This is a genomic window from Sphingobacterium ginsenosidimutans (assembly GCF_039536865.1).
GTDB classification, from domain to species: domain Bacteria; phylum Bacteroidota; class Bacteroidia; order Sphingobacteriales; family Sphingobacteriaceae; genus Sphingobacterium; species Sphingobacterium detergens.
Genome location: NZ_BAAAZK010000007.1, coordinates 443,232 through 463,563, shown reverse-complemented (window position 1 = coordinate 463,563; position 20,332 = coordinate 443,232). Strand labels below are relative to the sequence as shown.

The following is a 20,332-nucleotide window of genomic DNA, read 5'->3' as shown; positions in this document are numbered from 1 at the left end:
AATACAATATAGACAATATACTTATGTTGTAACGTTAAATAATATTAAATTAGAAGTCAAAGGTTCTGAATTAATATAGCGTATTATTGGCAATTGCAAATCAGGACTTTCCTTCAAGATTCCCAAGGTTAGCATATAATCATATAATTTCGAACAAAGAGATTTACTTTCTAAACATCAATAAAAAACTTCTTTTTAATAGGTACAATGACAGAGATCTTGATCTTGTCGCTACTAATATTGAAATACTGAAACCAATTGACGAAAACCACAAAAACTGGATTCTTGACTATGACAGGGCACAAATAGAAAAGCTCTTCTTATAAAATCAGATTACAATTTTGTTTGTGTAAATTGGTACGAAGGAAAAATGGATCGGTATTGAGGAACTTAAATCTAAAAATAGGTGTATGCAAATTATCAGAATAGCTATGACATCGCTTTGCTGTATTTTGGCAAGCATAATTTTTTTAGTTTGCATTAAATGGGACTGGTCACTTATCCTTATCCCCATATTAATGTCATTAGCCGTGTCATTAAGTAATTTTGATAAGATCAGTTTTCCAAAAAAATTGACTGGTATATTGCTACATTGTTTTTTGAGTATTGTCATCTTTGTCATCACAGTTGGCATCACTGTATCTATCCTTTTCCCAATGGGATTGTATACCATGTATATTGGTTCGGCGCTAGCTGCAATACTATTTACACTAAATACAAATGTCATCCTGACTTTTCCAAAGTTTTGGCTTTCAATGGCAATAATAATTGGGCTATCTTTACTGGTATGGCCAATAGCAGAATATATACACGCCCATCCCCTATCTAAATTCACATTCCTAAACGGCCGTGAAAGTATTGTCATCATATGGTCCACACTTGTTGGATTTGGAGTTGCAATAGGTATACATCATAGGAAGTATAATCCCGATGACAATTCATGACTGCGATAAATTGATTGGTTTGCCGGAATGAGCAAAGATATCATCGTAATTGGTTTGGCCCGTGATACAAAAAGGTTGATTACTATTGTAATCCGGGGCGAATGGGTTGAAAACCTGCGAGTCAAGTTTTGCTACAATCCTAAAGTTTGCTCAAAAATAAAGGCTTACTTTGACAAGGAAGAAGCCGGAATGCAGCGATATACAGAATAATTTATAAACGAGATGTTTATCGGCATCCCACAATGGAATACACCTGAATCAAGGTAATGTACATCAAAAGCTACAGCGAGTATATTCGAAAATAAAAATTTGCATTAAATCTCAGATTTGGACTTGTCTTGAGATTTTATTCGTTGAGATCGGTCAGTTTTTTGTGATTGATGCCTACCCCCAGTAAGATAGAAATGAAAATGCAAAGCCATACACAAACGATAGTGTAGAATGCTGTTTTAGTCATAAGAAGTAGGCATAACAAAGGAAAAGTTAGTAAAGAAACGAGAAGAAGTGTTCCCCCTAAAACAGTGAAAGATACGTTGAGATATCCAGTTCCCCTTTTGCCTATAATACCAAATATCAACCCTAAAATAGGCACCCCAAAGAAGCCAAATACCACTAAGGCATCATTCTGCGGCCAGTGTTTTACTGGAGCAAAAAACACAAAATAGTTGACCGAAAAGTACATCAGCAAAATGTAAGGTAATAGATACTTGAAAACCTTGAATGATTTTCGGCTATTATTTTCGAAAGCTGTATTGCTGATCACCACAGGGTTATTGAGCTGTTCAATTATTTCGAAACTTTCATCTGCACTTTTCTGTGCATAGCCCATTACCGAAATTGTATCCCCTTTTTTTAGCGTTCCTTCACTGTGTTTTATATCATCCTCTCCATATTTGATGTTATGAACTATGTCTGTTTTAACTGGTAAAAATGAGAGGTTAAATCGCTGTGAAGTCACCTTGATTGTTCCTGTACTATCCGTGATAACAAAGTCCTGAAATTCTTCTTCAATGGTTGCATTGTTTTCATGTTCTGTACCTGTTTCACTGTCGTAAGTTACGTTTGCCTTTTTATAATGGTAGCCAATACATTCTTGCTTAAAGTATGGCGTGGTAAAGGTTTCGGGAGCGGTGATCGTACCGCGTAACTTAACTAAGCCCTCCTTAACGGCATTGATCGGTGTCACCGTAGTCTTAATAAGCTTGATAGAAGTTTTGCAGGCAAACCAAACTATAATTGCACCGATAATCGGTACAATGGCAACCATTAAGTGGCTGAAAAGAAGAATGACTATAAGCAGCACAAAGAGCGCGAATATGATCAAATATAATTTCTTCATTAGAGTTTCATAATATGTCTATTAGTTCTTTGACAGTGTTCAATCGCGTCTTCCTTAGTGCAAAAAAAATGATCGCAATCTGCAGGACTGTCCTGTAAGCTGAATTATTACCTATATATAATATTTTGACTTCCTTATAGCTAGATTACTCATGTGCTATCAAGGTACAAAATAGGTATGGAAATTATAGTTACTGAGTTATATATTTTGTCTATTTAAATCCTCTTTTGTAAATTCAAGGGTCTTATTATTAAAATAAAATCGATTATGTATAAATTATCTCTAATTATTTTACTTACTATCTGTTGCCTAAGTAGTAGCTTTGCCCAATCCACTACCAACTCTGCAAATAATGAAATACATAACACTTTCTCGTATGCCTATATACGTGTAGAAGGAAAATTCCTATCAAAAAAACTAAAGGTGAAAGTTGACTTAGGTGACTCAGATGAACAGATCGCGGAAGGTGAAAAGCTTTCCGAAATATTGACCAATAAAAAGTCGTATGCCTCTATATTGAACTATATGTCTAAAATTGGCTATGAATTAGTAAATACATTCGATCTAACTGATAACTATAACGGCTCCGGCGGAACTTCTGGAATTATTTATATTATGAAAAAAGCTGAGGAGAATTAACGATCGCTCTTGAAATACAATTTAGTAAACTTATTATTGCCGCAATTATAACTATAGCAGCTGTGCTATATATAGTTATTACATCCAAATTATCCTTATGAATTTCATCTCCCCCATAAGGATGCAAAATCAAATTCACAAGTAGATTTTTTTCATTTACTGATTTTGAATATATTTAGCAGTGGAGGGAACCTAGTAGAATGAAGAACTATGCCAACACCTTATAAGCTTTTCTAGCAGCTCTTCAAGGTCATAAAAAAGACTATGAAGATCAAGCTTTTGGTAAAGCCATACGAGAGCATACGGTATTTTCGCTAAACTTATTCTATTTTGATTTGATCTTTTCCCGCTTAAACATTTGCCCCCGTCGCTGCCAATGGCATTGCAAACGTGAACAATGATTTTATTCGCTGATGCTTGTTAAGATATTAGGGCAATCGGTTTGGCCCGAGGTGTGAGATCATAAAGTTTATTTATTAAAGCTCATTAAAAGTGACATTGATGTATTTTTTTTGATAGATGGAAATATCGAAGATATCTTGATTTTTTATAATATTCAGTATTTCCAATTGAAAGATAATTTCTTTTTCCACCAAATTATTCCAATATTCAGGATTATCTGAAAAATTTTCATAGCAATCCAATGCGTCAATAATTCCATAAAATAATCTTTCTAAACTTTTTACATCATCTAAATCAGAAGTGGCGTCGGCAAAGGCTTCCAATATAAAAACTTCAATAGGTTCGGCCTCTTCAAAATCATCTGCATATTCGTCAGTTTCAGCGTTGCTTTTTTCAATCGCTTTTCGATAATCTGCTACATTTTTATTTTTAATGTCAACAATTAACTTTTTTTTATCAATATCGATTTGGATATACTTTTTCATAACCTCTTCAAAATTGGGTAAGAGAAAGTAAAAACCAAATACTGCCAGCTTCAAATTCGCTATTTGTTCGATCGAAAGTTTTCTAAGCTCTACGCCTAGATTATCATAATGTTGTTGAATGTGTTTTACTATGTCCATTGGAAAGTATTTAAATTTCGGTAGCTACTCCGTCATGTTACAAAATAGCTTCGGCAACTATATTTGGGGCAGCTTTAAGTATTGCTCCGCAGGTGCGGTTTTTTTTGAAATAATTTCTTGAACATTTTTAAAGCCGTCCTAATAGCTGCTGTGAAGTTTCAGCAAGAAATTCAAACAAATTCTTACTTTTTGATCCTTTATTAGTTGAACCTATAATAAATAGCAGTTATACAAATCTGATCTTTAAGTATCCTTATTTTTTCGGTCTCTAATACTCCATAAAACAGTAATTCTCTTAATTCTATAAAGATTTGCTATTCAAGTTTACACAAAATAAAAATGATAGGGTTATTTCATTTACAATCCGCGGGATTTCTTTTCAAATCCGCGTATTCAAACATTATACGTGTGAGAAGCATTCAAAATTTCTTTGCGATAACTTCTATTGAACCGTTCAATATAAGTGTTTTGCATAGGCTGCCAGGCTATCGCTCAGAAAGTCCGTGATGGTATTCAGCTGTGAAATAAAAAAAGGATCAGTTTACCTCAAATAAGATAAGACAGATCCTTCCTAAAAGTGAAGATGTTAGCAAGGTTAGGTAAAACCTATAATATTATTTTTTGCTTGCCGCCAAGATCTTTTTGTGCAGTAATCGCCAATCATATAGGTGAAAGGTTCGATCCGTACTCATGGCAACAAAAATTCCCTGTGGAAAATTGGGACCTAGATTAACATTTGTTGCATCTGCTCCATCCGTCTCCATCGCACTTACCGGAATCTCTGCTAACAGCTCATAGCGGTCCGGATCACTGTTGCTCCCCTCGCGAGGGTAAACCATAAAACTTTGGGATCCTTGGTTGGAAACCAAAATATAGCCTGTGGTTGCGCCTGTTTTATAAATGGCAATCCCCTCGTGATCGGCAGAAAAGCCTTCCTGTGCAAATACAGTAAGTTCGCCGTCGTCCTTTGCTGCTGGATCGGCCACATACTTTCGCACACCAAATTGTTCATCGGAATAGTAGATAAACCCTAGTTCATTATCCACGGCAATGGCTTCGACTTCCTTCTTACCGCTGTATTTTCCAAACTTGCGTACCACAGTCCCTGTAATCGCTCCATTGACAGCCTTTAGCTCATATTGCCATAAATACCCGTCCTGTGGTCCAGACTTACGACCGACAACGGCAAAAATGGCTTGATCCGAAGGCCGCGTGTACAGGGCAATACCCATTGGAGCGCGATCTTGCTCGTTCACAAAAACGTCAATTCCACCATTATCGATGGCTTGGAGATCGGGCAAAGTAAAGATCCGGATTTTATTAGCTTCACGTTCTGTGGTGACTGCAATATCAATTTTTTTACTATTCAGGGTCATGCCATAAGCAATATCCACATTATTAGGTCGCTGGATATTGCCCACACGCTTCACGATTTTGCCTGAAAGATCAAAGGCGTATAGGGCACCATCCTTGTCTTTATCTGTACCGATAATAAGACTTTTACTTGCATCAACTGGATTGATCCAGATAGCAGGATCATCCGTGTCGTGCTGTACTTTGTCAGTGATCACGGTCGTCTGTAAGGTATCCGGATTACCCGCATTTTTGGACTGTTGTTTATTCTTGCATGCAGCCAGTGATAAGACTAGTAGTGTGAAAAATAATGTTCTCAAATTGTTCATATTTCTTTTACTTTAGTGTAGGCCAAAATGCCACTTTTATATTGAATTACACCTAGATATACCGTTACAAATAGTGAACAACGGACCTTTTGCTAGCAACAAAAAAGCAACATTACCTATTAAATGGATTGAATAAAGGCTGTTAGACTGCAGCCCTGCTCCAGTTTTAATTTTTTTCGGAGGCGATATCGTGACACGCGGAGGCTATCACTCGAAACCCCTAGAAGGGCTGCAATATCCTTCCCATTCATATTGAGTTTTATAAGGGAGATAAATTTGATCTCGGTCGCCGAAAGGCCAGGATTAATTTGTTGGAGTTTATCAAAAAAATCCTGATTGATTTCCTCGAAAATCCGTCTAAAATCTTCCCAATAGTTATCTTTGTGAAAATTCTGATTGATCTTATTCAATAAACTACGTAATTCTTTTTTGTAACTACGCCCATCGCTTTTGATCATCTCTTTCAAGGTCACACCGATATCTTCCAACAACTGGTTCTTCTGAATAGACTGTAGTGTATGTACCGTAATCTCACGGGCTTTGTTATGTACACTTTCCTTCAGTTGTTCCGCCTGTAATTTTTTGTTGTTTAGATCAATTTCCAGAAGTTCTTGCTGTGTTTTCAGGATTGCTTCTTCACGCAAACGCGTTTGGCTCTCCCGTCGCATCCGGTGCCGTTGGTTTCGGATAATAATGCCTGCAGCCAGAATAAAAAATGTTGCAACAATGCCCGAAACAAGGTAGATCGCCCAGGAGATCTTCTCCTGTTGCTCCATCTCAGCGAGCTGCAGTTCTTTTCGATCCAGGCCATAGATTACCTTTAATAGGGCTTCCTGATTTTTGCTCTCTTCTGAATAGGATTTGAGAAAATAAACCCGGCTCAGTTCCAGGTAAGAAAAAGTACTATCGCTCTGTTTTAAAAAATTATAGGTTTTTCCCAGATCCCGATAAGCGCTACTCAGTCTACTGTACGAATTGGTATTTTTGGCCAAGACTTCAGCCTGTCGTGTATAGTATAAAGCCTGCTTGTAGTTGCCTTTCTTGCGGTATACATCGCCTAGGTTATTAAACACATCAATGCGCATCTCGGTATTGCTCCCTTGCTCAAACCAGACTAAGGCTTTGGAAAAATGAAAATAGGCTTTATCTAACTCCAATTTGTCTTCATAAATGCTCCCGAGGTTTTCATGAACCAAGGCTACGCCTTCGGCATCACCAATACGATCAAACACTTCCATTGCTTTTTCTTGGTAGAAATAGGCACTATCATAATTGACTATTTTCTCATAAAAATGCCCTATGTTGGCGTAGGTTCGTGCTATACCCTTCTCGTTGCGCAGGCGATGAAAGGTTGCCAAAGCTTTAAAATAGCTTTGCCGGGCATCGTTTTCCTGTTTGGTTAAAAGAAAAAGTAGTGCCAGATCATTGAGGTTGTCCGCGGTCTGTTGTTCATTTTTATCAGACTTAAAGATCTCATCAGCTTTGAGATGATAGTGTAATGACTGTGTGAATAAGCCCATCTGATAACAAATCTGGCCCATGCGCTGCAATGCTCGGGCCTCCTGTAGCAAATCTCCATTGGCTCGGGCCTGCTTAAAAAGCTCGTCTTGTCGTATAAATAGCGCATCTGAGCGTTGTGGTTCCCGTTCTTCTAGTAAGTCCTCTGCAATCTCATGGATGGAGGCTGTATTTTGTGCAAAGGAAGTCTCCCTTGCACAAAATATTATCACGAATAAGCCAATCAACTTTTTTATCATACTGCGCTATTCATTATTTATTTAAAAGTCAAACTTCACCCCGAAATTATACCTTGGACGATAGTATTCCATCTGCCGTGTCTGGCTCGACACACCCTGATAATAACGCAGGGGCTGGTTGGTTAAATTGGTTGCTTCCGCAAAAAAGCGGGCGACTTTAGACACCTTAAAGGATGCATTTGCATCAAGAAAAAATTGCTTATCATAGAACGCGTCTCCAAAGGCATCCCCACCTAATTCATCGATGTAAGCGGCGGTATAATTTGCCGAGATCCGTGCAGCAAAACGTTTATTTTCCCAGGAAAGGGAGGCATTCAACATATGAGGTGCTGTACCAGGCAGGGTCATGTCCTCACGCAACTCGCCATCACTGTTCGCTACGCCTTTTGCTTTAGATTTGGTGAACGTATAGTTAGCATAAACACCGAAGCCGCTCAAGAATCTACCTGGCAGAAAATCCAGTTGTCGCTGTACGGCGACCTCGAAACCATAGACATTGACACTTTCACCGTTGCGGCTCTGTGTAAATGCCCACTGCTCGCCTTCAGGAATCGGATTGGCCAGATCAGAAAAATCATTGGCAAACTTTTCAGTCGTATAGGCGCGGTCGGCATAGGTATAGATGAAGTTATTCAGCCGCTTGTAGAACACCCCTCCAGACAAAAGTCCTACGGACTTGAAATATTGCTCCGCCATGAAGTCCAAATTGTACGCATTGGTGGCATCGAGATTAGGGTTACCAGCCGTGATCTGCTCATCCCCTGCCACTATACCCACGAAAGGCGTTAGTGCATAATAGTTGGGACGAGCCAAGGCGGTCGTAAAAGCTCCCCGCAAAACCAGATCTTCTTTGGCCTGATATTTCACAGCGACGCTAGGTAGTAGGTCGGTATAGCTATTTTTTGAGCTACGTGTGCCGGCTAGATCTTCTTCGTTTTCGATGATATTACCCGTGTAGTTAATCTTGGTATGCTCCAGACGTAAACCGGTAATAACAGACAATTTATCGTTTATATCTTGGTCCCAGCGAAGATAGCCAGCATAGATATTTTCTTTGGCGGAATAGTTTAGGGCTAAGAATTCTGTCGGATCTTCTTCGCCTGTAAATACTTTACCATTTGTCAAATTTAAGCTGGCCAAATAAGCTCTGCTGGCAAACAATCCGGGAACATATTGTTCGCCAGCCTGGAAATTTTTACCATCAAAAAACACATTAGGAATAGATCCTAAATTCGGAATCAGCGCGCTGTTGATGGGGGAATATGTTGTAAACATATTATTTCTGTCCTTATCTTTCACGCGTAGGCGCCCCCCAAAACGCAAGCGACCTTTTTGGCCGGCAACAACGGAAAGTGGTAATCTAAAATTTAATTTGGCACCCAATTCACTTTCTTCGGTCAGGTCATTATTTTCGGAAATGGTATTCAAACTGACGGCATTGGCATCAAAGTTCACCGCATTAAATACCGGAAACTCACTTGAACCCGCGAAATCAAAGGTCCGACCGCTCTGGCGGAATAACATGTAGCGTTCATTTGGGCGGTATTCACGTGCTTTGGAATAGCTCACGGTCCAGTCCATATCCAGATTTGAAGCAAGTAGATGCTCGCCGCGCAAGGAATAATTCTGTACACGTTGGTCCTCTAAGCGTGCCATTTTGTTACGGTCATTATCGATTCCACCTTTGGTCTGGAATCCGATCCGGCCTTTGTAACCAGTAATCTGATTACCTTCATTGTACTGCGGTTCAATATCATCAATGCGCATACGGTACCTGTTTTCACGGTCATCCCGCCAGTTGTACATGGCATTCGCAAAAATGGTGTGGTTCTGACCAAGCTTGAAATCAAAAGCCGCTGCCACACTACGACGAATCCGCTGTACGTCATATTTCCGAATATCCGTCTCCTCGATAAAAGCGTTACCAAACTTATCCTTTGCCCAGACTGCTTCAACATTGTCGGAACCGTATATATTGTTATTATAAGAACCACTCAATACCATACCGATCGTGCTTTTAGCAAAACGGTTGCCATAGACAAATCCACCTGTATAAAGCGCCTTATCGCGAATCGGGTTATACCCTGAAGACAGGGTAGCTGAAATCCGTTCACCATTGGGTGAGGCGCGGGTAATCAGATTGACAGATCCTCCAATCGCATCGGCATCCATATCAGAAGTTAAGGTTTTGTTGACCTCAATGCTGGAGATCATGTCTGAAGGAATTAAATCCATTTGTACGCGTCGGTTATCACCTTCGGCTGAAGGAATACGATCTCCGTTCAGCATCACGGAGTTAAGTTCAGGTGCTAGGCCGCGAATAATAATATTACGGGCTTCACCCTGATCATTCTGCATGGTAATGCCGGGTACACGTCGTAAGGCTTCACCGATATTGGCATCGGGAAAACGTCCGACCTGATCGGAAGAAATAATATTAGTAATATTGGATTTATTTTTCTGTTGATTTAGTGCTCGAGCTTGTCCCCGCACTCGATCACTCATCACCTCTACCTGATCCATCCTGTGTGAGGCATCCTCCAGCGAAAAATTGATCGTTGCATTCTCACCCCTGGCTACAGTAACCGTTTGACGCTGTAGCTGGTAGCCCATATAGACGACTTCAACTGTATAAGTTCCTACCGGTACTTTTAAAAATTCATAATCTCCGGTCTGATCGGAGATCGTATATCTATTGCCAATATTTAATCTTACAGTAGCTCCGGGCAAAGAAGCTTTTGTGATCTTCTCCATAACCTTGCCTGTAATGACACCGCTACCCTGCTGCGCTTGGCATAATAGCATAGTGAAAAAGACAAGTACTGATGTAAAAAGTGTTTTCATAGTTGCTCTTAATTGTTTAGAATTTCGCGATCCTTATGGACTGATACGAAATTGGAAATTATGCCAATCAACCTTGCTAAAAATGGCGTTACAAAAAGGAACCACCCATAAACAAGCCGTTAACAAAACAGAAGCAACAGTACCGGTTCTTGATATAAATAACTAACTAACAGTTGATTATAAATATTCAAAAAATCCATTAACATTGTATTGTCTTAATAATAAGAAAAAGTTAAATTCAACGAACAATAAACTCCCCTAAGCGCGGAGGTGAATATGAAACTGTGATTCAAGTGTTTGGAGAGGGTCATATCAACTGGCATGTAAAATCGTCGAAAAAAAACGTTATAAGCAATATTACATATAAAAAATAAATGGTTCACATTATAGGAATAGTTATTTCATCTTTTCTCGCGTCGCTTCTTTTTACAAAAAAGGGCAAATCAGTTGCTGATTTTATTTTAGGGCTATGGCTGATTGTAATTGCCTTTCATTTAGTTTGCTATTATTTATTGGTTTCAGGTATTTATCTCGATTTCCCTTATTTTCTGGGAATGGAAATCCCGTTGCCACTTGTTCATAGTCCATTTTTTTATTTATACGTTGCTACTTTAACTAATCAAAGAAGTAGAAAGTTACATTGGTCTATCCATTTCATTCCTGTATCTGTGGCATTTCTTTTATTGTCAGGTTTTCTTATCCTTCCATTTGAGCAAAAGATCATAGTATATCAAAATCATGGCTTTGGATATGAAAATCTTGTTTCAGCCATACAGATCCCGATCATACCTTCAGGCATAATTTATATATCTTTTTCGCTATTACTACTAAAAAGACACCATATCAATATCCAACGACAATTTTCCTATTCTGAAAGAATAAATCTGGACTGGTTGGTATATCTCACTATTGGAATGACTGTTATTTGGATATCGGTTATATTCGGAAACGATATTTCCACTTTTTTTCTAGTTGATTTATTCGTTTTATTCATCGGTTATTTCGGGGTAAAACAGGTTGGCATTTTCAATAATCAATTAATAAAGATTAGTAGTGATACAATAGAAGCCGAAAACACAGAGGAAATGTCTGATCCTCAGATTAAAAATCCTGATGGCAATGAAAAAATTAAATATCAGAAAACACCTATTAGCGATGAATTGATGTTAAAGATTCACCAAGAATTAACCCTGTTAATGCTAACAGAAAGACTTTTTAGAGAACCCGAACTAAACCTGAGTGAAGTAGCAAAACGACTAAATATTCATAGTAATACCTTATCGCAGGTAATTAATTCAATGGAACAAAGAAACTTCTATGACTACATCAATGATTTTCGTGTCAAAGAGTTTCAACGTATTGTTATATTGCCCGAAAATAACAAATATACACTCCTCTCTTTGGCATTCGAAGTAGGATTTAATTCTAAAACATCATTCAACCGAAATTTTAAGAAGGCAACTGGACTTTCTCCAACACAATTTTGTCAACAAGAAAAAATACAATTAAGTAATCGGATATAAAAAAGTATCACCTTACCTTTTGGAGCGATTGAGAGATGGATTATTACTTCTTTTGAAGCTCAAATTGTACTTAAATGCTAAGAAAAATATTATGGTTATTGATGGCTGTATTAGCACTCATAATTGGTCTTTATCCAAGTTTATACTTTATAGGAGAAAGTAAAACAGGTGTATTGAAAACTAAACCTGAGGAGGTTTTTCTTAATCCGTTTTGGAATCTGAGTTTCTATACGCACATCATTCTTGGGGGGCTTGCCTTGCTTATTGGATGGCTTCAATTCAACCACAAAATCAGAAACAAAAATGTCATGCTTCACAGGCAAATCGGTAAAGTATACATAACCGCTGTTTTATTGAGTTCGGTTGCAGGATTTCATATTGCTTTTTATACAACAGCAGGACTGTATGCGGCTTTTGGTTTTATGACCCTTAGCGTTATTTGGTTCTATACAACTTTAATGGCATTTCTATCTATCAAGAGGCGTCAATTGCTACCACACAGGAATATGATAATTTATAGTTATGCTTGTTGTTTTGCAGCTGTTACACTAAGACTTTGGCTCCCCTTCCTAAATGCAATACTAGGTGATTTTGAAACCGCATATATTGTTGTAGCATGGTGGTGCTGGATTCCAAATTTGGCTGTTGCTTATTTTTTGATTCAGAAGTCTAGCAAAGTAATATAAGATAGGAATATGGATATGACCCTTTAGGATTATACATCCCCATTATAATGAGTCTAAATTTATTTTCGAACCAGCGAAAATCACACATCTCATTAGCTTACTAGCAATATTTCACAATAATTTGGAAATCTATAAATCGGATTGATTTTCAAAATTGCTCAGCGCCTTCAGAAGGTCAATTCCATTTCCTAATACGGGCTTGAATAAATCTCCTTTTTCCTTCAACCGTTCTGCTATATTGAAGATATTGAAATCAGTTGGGCGAAGACCTTTTTTGACTTCAGTCCATTCCAGAGGAGCAGAAACTGGCGCTCCTGCTTTTGGACGTATGCTGTACACACTTGCCAAAGTCTGTGCTCTTCTATTTTGGAGATAGTCCAGGTAGATTTTCTTTTTGTGCCTTTTTTGAAGGCTTCTTTCTAATGTGGTAAGATCGGGAAGTTTCTCCTGAACCAGCTGCATGAGTAAATGCCCAAAATCTTTTACCTGATCATAGGTGTATTTTCCTCCCATAGGTATGTAGACGTGAATACCAGAGCTTCCTGAAGTTTTTGGATATCCTGAAATCCCCACCCCATCCAATACTTCCTTTACGGATAACGCTGTTTCTATAACATCCTCGAATGTGTTTTTTTCGGAAGGATCAAGATCGAGTACCAGATAATCGGGAAATTCAGCTTTTTGTACTCGGCTGGTCCATATATTAAGCTCAATACAGCCTAAATTATTGAGGTAAGCCAGTGTTTCTTTATCATTACAAATGATATAATCGAGGTATTTATCATTGCTTTCAGAAAACACTTTCTGTAAGGTGACCCAATCAGGTGTATGTTCGTCCGCATCTTTCTGATAAAAACTTAATCCTCCAATGCCATTTGGAAAACGATTGAGTGACTGGGGGCGGTTTCTAAGATGTGGCAGAATAAACTTGGAAATACGCTGATAATAATCAACAACATCCCCTTTAGTAATTCCATCTTCGGGAAAATACAGCTTGTTCTGATTGGTAAGGGTGACCTGTTGTTTGCCGATCTTCTTTACTTGATCTTTTTCAGGGGCCTTTTTCGGTGTTTTAGATTCCATTTTAGTTTTTTTATCAGGTAGGTCTGTCGCAAATTTTACATCTAATGGATCAATATCTTCTCTTAATCTTAAAAAAACAGGATGTCGGTAAATATGATCTGCTGTAAGCTCGCTAAACTTGATCTCAGCCACCAACTCAGGATCGAGCCAGGTAGCTTTGGAATTGGTCTTAGGCGTTACTTTAAATGCCGATTCTTTCACAATCAGTGGTTGCATTTTCTGATATAAATCTAGGAGGAGTTTATCCGTAAAGCCTGTGCCGGTATGCCCACAGAAAACCAGTTCATCCTCCAGGTACTTTCCCAAAATAAGTGATCCGAAATGTTTCCTTGATCCCCTCGGTTCTGTAAACCCAGAGATCACCGCTTCGTCGCTTTTATGAATCTTTATTTTCAGCCATTCCGAACTTCTCATATTTTCTTTATATGTACTGTCCAGTTTTTTAGCGATAATACCCTCCAGTCCCATATCTTTAGCAGCCCGAAAGAAATCTTTCCCTTTATGTAGAATATGATCATGATACTGGATAATTTCATTTTGCACTAAGGCTTCTTTTAGCAATTCTTTTCGCTGCAGATAAGAAAGGTTTTCCGTAGAATGCCCGTTCAGCCATAATAGATCAAAAACCTGATATATCAGCACCAGATCTATGTGTTGTTCCCCTATGCGCTGTAACCATTGGAAATTGGGCTTTCCTTTATCATCGTAGGCAACGATTTCACCATCGAGTATCATCTCATGCGTTTGAATTTTGAGCGCACCAGCAATTTTTTTAAAGGATGTCGAAAAATCCAGTCCGTTTCTGGAATATAGCTGAATGTTGACATTCCGAATATCTGCGATAGCTCGGTATCCATCCCATTTTATTTCAAAAGCCCAATCTTTGTCATCAAAAGGCTTTTCGGTCGTTTTGCATAGCATGGGTTTGATGAAACCGGGCAGTTTCTTTTCTTGAGAAAGTGCCTGCGCATAATTTTTATAATGCTTCAGACTTTCGGCATTTTCATTTTTTTTTTGCTGGTCTTCTTCTGAAGATAAGCTGTGACTTTAGAATTTTTTGAGATATGTTCTTCGGCATCATAATCTTCGGAAACAGAATATTTGTCTTTATGCTTAATGAGCAACCATGCATTTTCTTCTGCGGCATTTTTTATTTTTACCAGCGCGAATTCGCCTTTCAGCTTCTTACCATGTAAGACAACTTTTAGAGATTGTTTGTGCAGTTCAGCACGCATGATCAAATCGTCGGTTTTTCCTGCTATTTTCTCTAATGGTTCATAAGTTCCTTCGTCCCAAATTTCAACTTCTCCGGCTCCGTAATTTCCTTGGGGAATGCTTCCTTCAAATGTCCTATATTCGTAGGGATGATCTTCCACCATCATGGCCAATCTCTTGTCCGATGGATTAAGGGAAGGGCCTTTGGGAACGGCCCAGCTTTTAAGAACCCCTTCCATTTCCAACCGGAAATCGTAATGCAGACGTGTTGCAGCGTGGCGTTGAACGACAAACTTTAATTTTGTGGCATTTTCATTCTGTTTACCTTCCGGTTCGGAAGTAGCCTTAAAGTCTCTCTTTTTATGATATTCTTCTAATGGCATATTGAAAAACTTAAATTAATCTATCCCACTTTTCTTTTTCCAGATTCGAGGCTAGCTTTTAGCATTGCCATAAGATCCGCCGCTTTTCCAGCTGGCTCTTTGATCTCCTTAGGTTTTGTCTTTTTACCTTTTGCTTTCTGTTGGATAATTTTCAACAGGTCTTCATTGTAGGTGTCTCGGTACTTTGAGGGATCAAAAGTTTCTGCTAATGATTTGATTAAGGTTTCTGCCATCTTCAGTTCTTCGGGTTTTGGTGCTTTACCTGATGGAATATTCAATTCACTATAATTTCTCATTTCTTCAGGATACCGCATTCTGTTCACCATCAGGACCTCTTTTTCGTAAGGACGAATCATACATAGGATTTCCCTTTCTCTAAGAATGAATGAACCTATTCCCGCCATTTTGGTTTTCATTAATGCTTCCAGTAATAATCTATAGGCCGCTTCGCCATTTTTTTGAGGCTCCAGAAAATAGGGCGTTTCGAAAAGTGCCGGATCCACTTCTTCTTCTTTTACAAACTGAATAATACTCAATATTTTAGATTTTTCGGGACTTACTGCCTCAAAATCCGCGTTCTCCAATACGATATATTTGTCTTCTATTTTGTAGCCTTTTACGATATTTTCCCAAGCTACTTCTTTATTGGTATTTTCATTTACCCTTTTGTATTTGATATTGCTGAAATCTTTTTTGTCCAGCATATCTAAATCCAAGGTACTCGATTCACTGGCCGAGTACAGCTTGATCGGTATATTTACCAAGCCAAAACCTATTGCTCCATTCCAGATCGCTCTCATATATTCTGTTTTTAAGGTACAACATCAATCCTCATCACCCCTCCTATCTGTCCATTGCCCCCCACTCCGTTTACCATTGATAACTAGATATGAAACAAGTCCTTCTAGGGAAAAGTTTTATTGTGTTACATTTTTATATAATATCTCGCAGTGTTCATTGTCTCAGATGCATCAGAAGATTTCATGATGAAATAAATTGACTAATTTTAGAGAAAGGTCTTTATACTTAATCATCTTTAGTGTAGGATACAGAAGATCGCAGTTCTTTAAGGCAATAATAATTATTGCTATGAATCAAAATTATATGAGACTGAGCACCTAAACTCCTATATGATAAAAGTACTGATGAATTTCTGAATTATGCTAAAGATTTGTATCCGAAAAATTGGGGATTTTTGAAGATAAACTTTCAACAAAAGGGCTTGTGCGATCCCCACTTGTTAATTTTTTTTCAATTCAATCTGCAGAGGTATCAATAAGAGATAATTGAAAGAGTACAACTTAAACGCAGACAAATTATTGCGAAAAGATCTTTATATTCACCTCCGGGTTTGGTTTACCATATATACGCAGATAGCGTATTTCCTTACCCGGAACCTGCATCCCAGCCATAAAGCTATTCAGACTCAATTCTTGTTGACTCAAACCTTGCTTTACAGAAAGTTTTTCCCAATCCTGATTGTTGATGCTATATTCTACTATTAAATTTTCAATATTCCCATAGAGTCCAATACCTGTTACTTTACTGATTTTTTTTAAATCAACGGTAATTCTCCTGCGAGGCACTTTATTCAGCTTTTTTTCATAGATCAACTTACCATATGTTGGGGAATCAAAAATAGAGTAAGTCCTGTCCCCGACAGTTTCTTGAATTGGGCTATCGAATTCAAGTTCAAAAATCTGTACAATAGGGTCAGTCGTTTTGATGTCTGTAAACACGTAATTGTTATTTGCCTCTTTCCAGTTCAACGCCTTATCATCACCTACACGATGAAACCGGCGCAAACGATTATGTTTTAAGATGGGAAGTTTTATCGTTTCCATGGCCTGATCAAAAAGATAGAGATATACTTTATTTGCTTTATGAACGGCACCATATTCCTTTGTTGGCATCCAGGGACCACCTCTGGTGCCATAGTAATAATCTCCATATTGTTTTAACCAATGACCTATTGCCAACAAGCTGTCAATTTGCGGACTGTCAAAGGCCCCATCAAATTTTGCACCCCAACTTATCAATACATTGCCATTGCCTGCCGCAGCAGTCAGCATTTCACGAACCAGATTTTTAACCGGTTTTATTTTATGCTCCGGATCATAACCCCAACTGCCATTTAAGGTCATTGCGCTCTCCCAGGGTCGTTCTTGATACATGCCAATGCGCTGCTCTGGTGTATCAAAATCTCCGGGAAGACTTGCCCGATTGTTGATAACAATCCCAGGCTGTAATTCTCGGATCATGCGCGTCAACCGCTCGGAATCCCACATCTCCGCGGTAAACATCCCACCCCAACTGACTGCATCAAACCAGAAAATATCAATTTTACCATATTTAGTCAGTAATTCTCGAATCGCTTTGAACTGATAGTCAATATATTTTTTATGTTTTGCCCCTGCTGTTACACGTTTGCCCGGTAGGGACTCATAATACGGCGGATCGGAAATAGAATGGACTGTATTGGTATCTATAGGTTCATAATCCGGATGATACCAGTCACGCTGCGAATAATAGAGCCCAACCGGCAAACCTGCGGCATGGCAGGCATCAATTAATTCTTTTAAATAGTCTCGGCCAAAAGGTGTAATTGTAATTTTAAAATCAGAGAATTGGGTATCCCATAGATGAAAACCATCATGATGCTTAACGACAATTGTCATATACTTCATTCCCGAGCGCTGTGCGATATTGACCCATTCCTTTGCATTAAATTTTTCAAGTTTGAATTTGGAAGGCCACTCAACCTGCCAGGCTTGGTCAGGATAGGCTCCCTGTCCATGATCTGGCATTTTGCGGTTACGGACTATCGGCCAACTCATATCTTTATTCACGTAGGAATTGAGACCAAAATGAACAAACATACCGTAGCGTGCGTCCAAAAACCATTTCATATCTTCCGGCTTGGCAAAATTGCTTGCATCCCATTCTTTCTGCGTAAAACGTTGGTAGAGGAAAAATTCCGTTTCATTATACTTTTTATCATCCATCAAAACAGACCACTGCGCCCAGGAGGAATGATACATGGCTATAAAAACCAGGACCAATAACCGTATTTTTTTCATTGTTTATATAATATCAAATGCAGAACTATTTAGTTACCTATTTACTTCATAGGATGAATTTAACTAGCTAATTTTTTGGAAGCTATATAATCCATATTAAAATCGTATCGGAGAGAACCGTAAGCCACTTAAACTTGTAGATTTTTGTTTTCCTTCCACTAACGAAACTGCAATCTCATAAGTTCCGGGTTTGGCAAAGTACATCCAACCCATAGGCTGCCAGGTATAGATATTTGATGAATTTTGTTGATTCTGTACAGCTTGTCCGCCTTTCTGATCTATGCGCCAAACAAGCCTTCCCTCACCACTATATTCCAATTCGGTTTGATAATAACCCGGCTTAAGTACATTTATCGTCCACGTAGCTGTACCTTGGTCTGTCCATTCTGTCACTTGGGTAACATGTTTCCATTCCCCGAATTTTTCCATCCAGCCCTTTCGGAATTTTTTCACAGCACTGGTTTCTGCGAATTCAGCGGCGAAGGTAGAAACGCCCTGCGGATCGAGCGCTAAACTTGGGTCTACCCTAGCTTCGCCAGAAAGTTCCAATTCGATAATAGAAACCAATGGATCGCCGGGAGCAAATGGTATATCCAGCACTGTCCAGCCCTGCTCAGTATAATGCTTTAAAGGAATCGTATTTTTCCCTGTTAGGAGTCTCGAAGTCTTTATAGCCGTTTGTAACCCTGGGATATATAATTTACCCGTGTTTGGCCAATTGTAAACACTTAGCGATAGCTTATTCTTCTTTTTTGTGATATCGCCCCAGGGCAATGCATGCTTCCAGGGAGATGCCTCAGCCTGATAGATTGCATCTGGATAGCGTTTCAGCCACTCGCCAACGGCCAGCAATGTTTTCTGCTGCTGGTGAGGAACATTTCCCCTGCCATCTGGCCCAATGTTTAGCATGTACGTACCGCCACGGGCTACCGTTGAAATAAGACGTCTAAGAATTTCTTTGGGATCCTTCCAATTGTTGTCGTACCAGGCATAACCCCATGCATCGTTGCTGACGTCAACGGCTTCCCATAAACCATCTACATTACTTAATGGTATCTCCATATCACCAAGCGTATTATAATCCCCCAGTCCATGACCAGCCCGGCCCGAAACAAAAGCATTCGGCTGATTTTTGCGAACCACAGCAACCAATTCTTCGATATACTCCTTTTTCATATCGCCGGGTGTATCAAACCAGACCAATTCAATGGGACCATAATTCGAGGTTATTTCTTCCACCTGAGGTAAACATTTATGTCTAAAATAACTCTCAAATGATTTGGGATCCAAGTTGTCCTTCGTATTGAAGACTGTCCCATAGGGTGTTGTCCAGTCTTGATTGTGGGAGTAATAAAATCCAAACCCCATTCCCGCTTCCGCACAAGCTTTAGCGAGTTCCTTCATGGGATCCCTTTTGAAGGGTGTGGCTTTGACAATGTTAAAATCACTGGCCTTTGAATCATACATCGCAAATCCGTCATGATGCTTAGCAGTAACAATGATGTATTTCATTCCCGCATTTTTAGCCAGCTGAACAATGGCTTTGGCATTAAAGTCCACAGGATTGAATTCCTTTGCAATCGGCGCATACTCCGCCGTTGTCAGATTGGCCATATTTTTATCCATCATCCATTCGCCAATACCATAATAGGTCTTCCCGTTCCACTTATTCGCAAATTGCGAAAACAACCCCCAATGAATAAACATGGCATATTTCCCCTCACGGAAGCGCTTTCCTTTATCTGAGTCTGCTTGTGATTTTTTTGTGGTGACGGCTTTATCTCCCCACATTTTGTCCATTTCTTGCGCAAATAACGTCCTAGGTTGTAAACATATACTTGATGCAAGTAACACGTAGACCGTTAAACGATTTATCATTGACTTCATTTTTAATTAGTTATTATAGATAGTATTATATGATTAAAGGAATGGATTTGCTAGCTTTCTCCATAACATAAAATCACAAACTGCATTATCTCAAAAATAGATGGTTACTCCAGTATAGCTTGCAACGATATTAGCAAATACTAACACTTTTTTAACGCGGCTGTAATTGAGCCTAAATCTATCTTAATTTTGCAATGGCCAAAAGTAAACATCATTTAGAGCTGGTGCTTAATCAAGGCGTTTCA

At 38.8% G+C, this 20,332-nt stretch carries 16 protein-coding genes; 5 read left to right on the top strand and 11 right to left on the bottom strand.

Going from position 1 to position 20,332, the window contains the following annotated elements; genetic code table 11:
• Positions 1-86 precede the first annotated feature (86 nt).
• Entirely contained in the window at positions 87-326 is a 240-nt protein-coding gene (locus ABFX33_RS26730) for a DUF3885 domain-containing protein (RefSeq protein ID WP_257090375.1), read from the top strand.
• Between the two features lie 192 nt (positions 327-518).
• Positions 519-944, top strand: coding sequence for a hypothetical protein (locus ABFX33_RS14255; protein WP_346086549.1), 426 nt, complete (start codon positions 519-521; stop codon positions 942-944).
• Between the two features lie 346 nt (positions 945-1,290).
• Here the strand turns inward: ABFX33_RS14255 and ABFX33_RS14250 are convergent, their stop codons facing one another.
• On the bottom strand, positions 1,291-2,283 hold the full coding sequence (locus ABFX33_RS14250) for a hypothetical protein (protein ID WP_346086548.1): 993 nt from the start codon (positions 2,281-2,283) through the stop codon (positions 1,291-1,293).
• Between the two features lie 423 nt (positions 2,284-2,706).
• Between ABFX33_RS14250 and ABFX33_RS14245 the strand changes: the two genes are divergently transcribed.
• Entirely contained in the window at positions 2,707-2,922 is a 216-nt protein-coding gene (locus ABFX33_RS14245) for a hypothetical protein (protein WP_147420323.1), read from the top strand.
• Positions 2,923-3,398: 476 nt separating this feature from the next.
• Here ABFX33_RS14245 and ABFX33_RS14240 read toward each other — a convergent pair whose 3' ends face one another.
• From ABFX33_RS14240 to ABFX33_RS14225, 5 genes are all read right to left on the bottom strand, one after another.
• A complete protein-coding gene (locus tag ABFX33_RS14240; protein WP_346086547.1) occupies positions 3,399-3,947 on the bottom strand; it encodes a hypothetical protein in 549 nt (182 codons plus the stop codon).
• Positions 3,948-4,340: 393 nt separating this feature from the next.
• Positions 4,341-4,421: an integrase core domain-containing protein gene (locus tag ABFX33_RS26725; RefSeq protein ID WP_373564902.1), complete on the bottom strand. Its 81-nt coding sequence runs from the start codon at positions 4,419-4,421 to the stop codon at positions 4,341-4,343.
• A 140-nt stretch (positions 4,422-4,561) separates the two neighbouring features.
• On the bottom strand, positions 4,562-5,629 hold the full coding sequence (locus ABFX33_RS14235; RefSeq protein ID WP_346086546.1) for a phytase: 1,068 nt from the start codon (positions 5,627-5,629) through the stop codon (positions 4,562-4,564).
• 119 nt (positions 5,630-5,748) lie between these two features.
• A complete protein-coding gene (locus ABFX33_RS14230; RefSeq protein WP_346086545.1) occupies positions 5,749-7,386 on the bottom strand; it encodes a tetratricopeptide repeat protein in 1,638 nt (545 codons plus the stop codon).
• Positions 7,387-7,407: 21 nt separating this feature from the next.
• Positions 7,408-10,230 carry a TonB-dependent receptor gene (locus ABFX33_RS14225; RefSeq protein WP_346086544.1) on the bottom strand — a complete coding sequence of 941 codons (2,823 nt, stop codon included), beginning with the start codon at positions 10,228-10,230 and terminating at the stop codon, positions 7,408-7,410.
• 374 nt (positions 10,231-10,604) lie between these two features.
• On the opposite strand from ABFX33_RS14225, the gene ABFX33_RS14220 reads away from it, so the two are divergent.
• Both ABFX33_RS14220 and ABFX33_RS14215 read left to right on the top strand, forming a co-directional pair.
• Positions 10,605-11,753 carry a helix-turn-helix domain-containing protein gene (locus tag ABFX33_RS14220; protein ID WP_346086543.1) on the top strand — a complete coding sequence of 383 codons (1,149 nt, stop codon included), beginning with the start codon at positions 10,605-10,607 and terminating at the stop codon, positions 11,751-11,753.
• 74 nt (positions 11,754-11,827) lie between these two features.
• Positions 11,828-12,439 (top strand): DUF2306 domain-containing protein, encoded by a 612-nt coding sequence (locus tag ABFX33_RS14215; RefSeq protein ID WP_346086542.1) that lies wholly within the window; start codon positions 11,828-11,830, stop codon positions 12,437-12,439.
• Between the two features lie 129 nt (positions 12,440-12,568).
• Here the strand turns inward: ABFX33_RS14215 and ligD are convergent, their stop codons facing one another.
• From ligD to ABFX33_RS14190, 5 genes are all read right to left on the bottom strand, one after another.
• On the bottom strand, positions 12,569-14,443 hold the full coding sequence (ligD, locus tag ABFX33_RS14210) for a DNA ligase D (RefSeq protein WP_346086541.1): 1,875 nt from the start codon (positions 14,441-14,443) through the stop codon (positions 12,569-12,571).
• Between the two features lie 65 nt (positions 14,444-14,508).
• On the bottom strand, positions 14,509-15,120 hold the full coding sequence (locus ABFX33_RS14205) for a DNA polymerase ligase N-terminal domain-containing protein (RefSeq protein WP_346086540.1): 612 nt from the start codon (positions 15,118-15,120) through the stop codon (positions 14,509-14,511).
• A 20-nt stretch (positions 15,121-15,140) separates the two neighbouring features.
• On the bottom strand, positions 15,141-15,920 hold the full coding sequence (gene ku, locus ABFX33_RS14200; protein WP_346086539.1) for a non-homologous end joining protein Ku: 780 nt from the start codon (positions 15,918-15,920) through the stop codon (positions 15,141-15,143).
• Between the two features lie 516 nt (positions 15,921-16,436).
• On the bottom strand, positions 16,437-18,200 hold the full coding sequence (locus ABFX33_RS14195; protein ID WP_346086538.1) for an alpha-L-fucosidase: 1,764 nt from the start codon (positions 18,198-18,200) through the stop codon (positions 16,437-16,439).
• A 96-nt stretch (positions 18,201-18,296) separates the two neighbouring features.
• Complete coding sequence (locus ABFX33_RS14190) at positions 18,297-20,078, bottom strand: alpha-L-fucosidase (RefSeq protein WP_346086537.1); 1,782 nt, start codon at positions 20,076-20,078, stop codon at positions 18,297-18,299.
• Positions 20,079-20,332 lie beyond the last annotated feature (254 nt).